Consider the following 4,609-nt stretch of genomic DNA (forward strand, 5'->3'; position numbering starts at 1 on the left):
CCGCCTGTGGCTGGCCGCCGACGGCACGGTCAAGCCGTTCGACGGCGACATGGACGAATACGCCAAGTTCGTGCTCGACCGCGCCAAGCAGTCGGTCAAGCCGACCCAGGTGGCGCGCGAGGAGCCTTCGAAGGTCGAGCCCGCCGCCGCGCCGAAGAAGACCGCCGCCATCGAGCCGCTGAAGCGCAAGATCGAGGCCGCCGAGCAGGTGGTCACCCGCACCACCCGCCAGGTGTCCGAACTTGAGACCCAGCTGGCCGATCCGCAGCTCTACAAGAACCCGGCCAAGGTGGCCGAGCTGACCAAGCGGCGTGACGCGGCGAAGGTGAAGCTCGACGAGGCCGAGGCGACCTGGATGGGCCTGGCGGAAGAGCTGGCGGAAGCCCAGGCGTAGGGCGTCCGACCGGCTTCAGGCCGTCACGGAGACTGGCGCGCTCGCTTCCGGCCGGCCGTATTCGCTCATCGCGGCCCGAAAGGCGTCCATCGCGGCGCGATAGGGCGCCATGACCTTGTCCATCTTGGCCTGGTCGGCGGCGTGGGTCAGGGCCCATTGCGACGGGGTCTGGGCCGTCGAGGCCATCTTGACGGTCCCGCCCAGTTCCTTGGCGATCTTGTCGGCCCGCCACTGCGCCAACTGCGGCCCGCCGTCATAAGGCTCGTCGACGCCGCTGATGATCCCGTCGGCCTGGCCGTAGGTGGTCGAAGAGCCGCCGTTGTAGAGCCGGGCGACGACCTCGCCGTTCTTGTAGACCTCGGCGAACAGCCTGGACGGATCGCCGTCGTGCGTCACGCCGGCCTCGTTCATCGCCGCCATCATGGCCGCAGGGTCCGGCGGCTGCGGCGGGGCGAACCCCGCCGGCAGCTTGCGGATCGCCGCCGAAGGGACGGCCTCCTGGAGCGACCGCACCGAGGCGAGATCGACCGGGAACGGCTTCGGGATCTCGCCGCGAAGAACGGCGGGCCCACCGGAGGTAATCGTGCTGATGGTCATGGCTGGCTCCCGACGTCGTTGCCAGCCCAGGAGCAACACCCGTGCCACGGCGAAACCCTCGTCAAATCAATGCGGCTCGCCACGCGAGACAACCTTGGCGGGCACGAACTGCCGAGCTTGCGGCAAGAAACGCGCCGGCGTTCCCACGGCAAGGCTTGGTAACCGCCGCTAAACCACGTCCCTTAGCCATTATGAGAGATGACGGGCGTATTGCTGTTGTCATGAGTTCAGGAAGCACGTCCCGAAATCACATCGTCGCCAACCCCGAAGGCCTGTCGGCGACCACCGTCCTGCTGGCGTTCGGCGAATGGCTGGACCAGCGGCTGGCCGAGGCCATGCGGCTGGACATGGACCTGGCGTTCCGCGACCGTCCGTTCGACATCGAGGTCGACCGCACTCCGGCCCTGGTTGGCTGGGAGCACCGCTACCTCGCCCCCGGCGCCGCCGCGCCCAAGGGCCGACTGTGGACCGTCTACCGCCTGCAGGACCAGACCGGCCGCCCGGCGCCTCTGCCCCGCCACGCCGACGACTATGCCGACACGGTGACGCCGCTGCTGGGCGAGCTGGGCTATCTGGGCGTGTTCGACGGCGAACCGGCGCTTTTTCCGGGGGTTGGGACCCGCTAAGCGGCCCGTATTTCCATTGAATCCCTTCCCTCCCCACAAGGGGGAGGGAAAGGCGGTCTAGGACCTCAGCGCCAGCGCCTTCACCTGGACTGCGGCGCCATTCGACCTCAGCACCATGACGTTGCGCCCGGCCTGCAACGCCACCCGAGTCAGCAGAACGCTCGCCCAGGCCGCCCCGCTCGGCGCCGCGGCGGCCACGCTAGCCTCGCCGCCGTTCACCGCCACCGACAACATCGCGCCATCACCGGTCGCACGCGCGGTCACGGTCAGGGCATAGGTTCCCGCCCGATCAGCCACGACCGTGTAGCGCAGCCATTCGCCGTCGGTGAAGTCCTCGACGTAAGCGCTGCCGTCAGCCTCGCGGGCAATATCGACGCCGTCGTTGCGATAGGTCCGCCCGTTGTTCCACGCGGTGCGCTGGCCGCCGGTCGAGACGTGGTAGTTGGCGGCGTCCCTGTCGGCATAGGCCTGGCCCGGGGCGCCCAGGTCGTAGTCGACCGCGGCGACCGCCCCGCCCTCGGCGCCGATCCGATGGTCCTTGAACGGCAGGACCGCGTCGACATGCGGCTGGCGCAGCATGGCGTCCATCACGTCGGGGTGGACGGTGTTGTTCTCAAACCGGACGTCGTGGCTGGCCAGGGTCATCAGGGCCTTGTAGGCCTCGTCGGCGGTTGGCTTGGGGCCCTTGGCGGTCCAGTAATCCACCAGCTTGCCGTAGCCGGGGTTGGCGACCACCTCGAGCGGCTGGTTGAAGCCGATCTTCTTCAGCGGCCAGAACGCCCAGCCGATCTCGTGGCGCTCGACCAGAGCGATGGCGTCGCGGAACCAGGCGTTGGAGTTCTCCCCGGACTCGCCCAGCCACAGCGGCAGGCCGGTCTCTTCCCGCAGCTTCAGATAGGGCGCGATCGACGCCTCGTCGTTGAGGTTCCAGTATTTGTGGAACGACAGGGCCATGTTGCCGTCCCAGGCCTTGGGCATGCCCTTGTAGTTGTTGCCCCAGCAGTTGCCCTCGATGATGATCATGTGCCGCGTGTCGACCTCGCGGATGGCGGCGGTGATCGCCTTGTAGTGGGCCCATAGCGCCGCCTGCTTCTCGTCCTTGCAGCCGTGACCCCCACCCTCCTTGGCGCTTGGGGGCCCATCGAAGTCCCAGTTGGGCTCGTTGATCAGGTCATAGGCCCCAATCGCCGGCTCGTCCTTGTAGCGTTCGGCCAACTTTCGCCAGAGGGCGACGACCTTGCGGCGGTTCTCGGGGCTCTCCCACAGCGAAGGCTTGGACGGATCGCGGTCGGCGATCGGCAGGTCGTTGCCCTGGCCGCCCGGCGCGGCGTGCAGGTCGAGGATCAGGTAGATTCCGTTGGCCTTCGACCAGGCCAGCAGGTCGTCGATGCGCTTGAAGCCGTCTTCCTTCCAGGTATCGACACCAGCGACCGGCTCCTGGTCCGCCGGCAGGGTCAGCAGGGCGTAGTTCATCGGCAGGCGCACCGAGTTGAAGCCCCAGGCCGCCATGGCGTCGATGTCGGCCTTGGTGGTGTGGTTGTCGAGCCAGGCCTGGTGGATCTTCGCCTCGCGCTCGGCCCCCACCAGCTTGGCGGTCTCGGCTCGGATCACATGCTCCTGACCCTTGCCCAGGGCCCCCAGCTTCAGCATGTAGCCTTCCTGCAGCATCCAGCCGCCCAGCCCCATGCCGCGCAGGATCACCGGCCGGCCGTCGCCGTCGACGATCCGGGCGTCCTTGGCGCGCAGATAGCCGTCGGCATGGGCGGGCGCGGCGCACAGCAGGGCCAGCGACGCCGCCAGGGCGAGGAAAGACTTCATCTGGGCAACCTCCCGTCGTCCGCCTCTGCGGGCGAACTGGTCAGGCCACTTTAGTGCCGCGAGATGACAACGTTGTCCAGACGCTGGACGCCGCGCGGCCTCAGCCGCATTTGACCTGCTGGACGACGCCGGTCTCGGGGTTGAACAGGATGTTCAGCCGGTCGGGGCGATAGTCCATGGTCACCGGACAGGTCGTGCAGGCCACGCGCCAGCGCGACGGATCGACCGGGGCCGGCAGTTCGGTGCGGTTCTTGCCGACGAAGGCCTGGGCGTCCTTCAGGCCGCACTGGTCCTTCTCGGCCTGGGGCGGCGTGGCGGGCAAGGCAATGGACGGCGGCGCGGTGGGCGTGCTGGGCGCGGGCATCGGAGCCGGCTCGGGCGCGCTGGAACACGAGGCCAGGACCAGGACGACGCCCGCCAGCAGGAAACGCTTCATGCCTGTTTCTCCCATCCGCGTTCGGCGCCCTGGCGCCAGTAGGACACGGGGTGGCCCGCGCCCTTGAAAGCCTTCCACCGACCCCGCGCCAGGCGCAAGGCCTCCTCGTCGCGGCCGTCGAACAGCACCAGGCACCGTTCGAACCCCGAAAGGTCGCCTGGTTCGGCCCCGTCGAGCAGGAACAAGGCCTGGCCGCCGTTGGGATTGTCCAGCTTGTCGGTCAGCAGCACCGGCTGGCGATCGGCCATCGGCTCGTCGGCCAGGCCGTGCGGCAGGAAGCTTTCATCGCGGTAGGTCCAGAGGTGGGAGTCCAGCGCGCGCAGGCGACCGGGGTCGCCGCCGCGCACCAGGGCCCGCCAACCGCGCCCCAGGGTCTTTTCCAGCAACTCGGGCAGCACCTGTTCCAGGGCGCTGCGTTCGAGGTGGTAGAACCAGATGTCGCAGGGCGCGGCGGTCAAGGGCTAGCCTTCGTACGCGTCAGCGACCAGGCGGTTGAGCAGACGCACGCCGAAGCCGACCGCGCCGTCGGGGACGGTCGGATCGGTCGAGGGCTTGCGCCAGGCCACCGAGGCGATGTCCAGGTGGGCCCACGGCACGCCGTTGACGAACTTCTGCAGGAACAGCGCCGCGGTGATCGAACCGGCCGGACGGCCGCCGATGTTCTTCAGGTCGGCGATCGGGCTTTCGATCTGCTTTTCGTAGGCGGCCGGCATCGGCATCCGCCACAGCGGCTCCCCC

5 protein-coding genes and 2 pseudogenes are annotated in these 4,609 nt (G+C 68.7%); 2 read left to right on the top strand and 5 right to left on the bottom strand.

Going from position 1 to position 4,609, the window contains the following annotated elements; genetic code table 11:
- Positions 1-394: pseudogene (locus tag PMI01_RS06200) on the top strand (ABC transporter ATP-binding protein); the annotation flags it as partial.
- A 15-nt stretch (positions 395-409) separates the two neighbouring features.
- Here the strand turns inward: PMI01_RS06200 and PMI01_RS06205 are convergent.
- Entirely contained in the window at positions 410-991 is a 582-nt protein-coding gene (locus tag PMI01_RS06205) for a hypothetical protein (protein ID WP_007665513.1), read from the bottom strand.
- A gap of 221 nt (positions 992-1,212) precedes the next feature.
- Here PMI01_RS06205 and PMI01_RS06210 point away from each other — a divergent pair, with 221 nt between their 5' ends.
- Entirely contained in the window at positions 1,213-1,617 is a 405-nt protein-coding gene (locus tag PMI01_RS06210) for a hypothetical protein (protein ID WP_007665516.1), read from the top strand.
- A gap of 57 nt (positions 1,618-1,674) precedes the next feature.
- Here PMI01_RS06210 and PMI01_RS06215 read toward each other — a convergent pair whose 3' ends face one another.
- The 4 genes and pseudogenes from PMI01_RS06215 to PMI01_RS06230 all read right to left on the bottom strand — a co-directional run.
- Positions 1,675-3,435 (bottom strand): cellulase family glycosylhydrolase, encoded by a 1,761-nt coding sequence (locus PMI01_RS06215; protein WP_007665518.1) that lies wholly within the window; start codon positions 3,433-3,435, stop codon positions 1,675-1,677.
- Positions 3,436-3,535: 100 nt separating this feature from the next.
- The gene (locus PMI01_RS06220) at positions 3,536-3,871 is read right to left on the bottom strand and encodes a hypothetical protein (protein ID WP_007665520.1); all 336 of its coding nucleotides are present in this window, start codon (positions 3,869-3,871) and stop codon (positions 3,536-3,538) included.
- Positions 3,868-4,329 (bottom strand): DNA polymerase III subunit chi, encoded by a 462-nt coding sequence (locus PMI01_RS06225; RefSeq protein WP_007665522.1) that lies wholly within the window; start codon positions 4,327-4,329, stop codon positions 3,868-3,870. The genes PMI01_RS06220 and PMI01_RS06225 overlap by 4 nt, the downstream gene beginning before the upstream one ends.
- Before the next feature lie 3 nt (positions 4,330-4,332).
- Positions 4,333-4,609 (bottom strand): annotated as a pseudogene (locus PMI01_RS06230) (leucyl aminopeptidase); the annotation flags it as partial.

Source organism: Caulobacter sp. AP07, assembly GCF_000281955.1.
In the GTDB taxonomy this organism is placed as follows: domain Bacteria; phylum Pseudomonadota; class Alphaproteobacteria; order Caulobacterales; family Caulobacteraceae; genus Caulobacter.

Coding starts and splice junctions, on each gene's coding strand:
- PMI01_RS06210 (WP_007665516.1), top strand. CDS start 1,213: ATGAGTTCAGGAAGCACGTCCCGAAATCACATCGTCGCCAACCCCGAA.
- PMI01_RS06220 (WP_007665520.1), bottom strand. CDS start 3,871: ATGAAGCGTTTCCTGCTGGCGGGCGTCGTCCTGGTCCTGGCCTCGTGT.
- PMI01_RS06205 (WP_007665513.1), bottom strand. CDS start 991: ATGACCATCAGCACGATTACCTCCGGTGGGCCCGCCGTTCTTCGCGGC.
- PMI01_RS06215 (WP_007665518.1), bottom strand. CDS start 3,435: ATGAAGTCTTTCCTCGCCCTGGCGGCGTCGCTGGCCCTGCTGTGCGCC.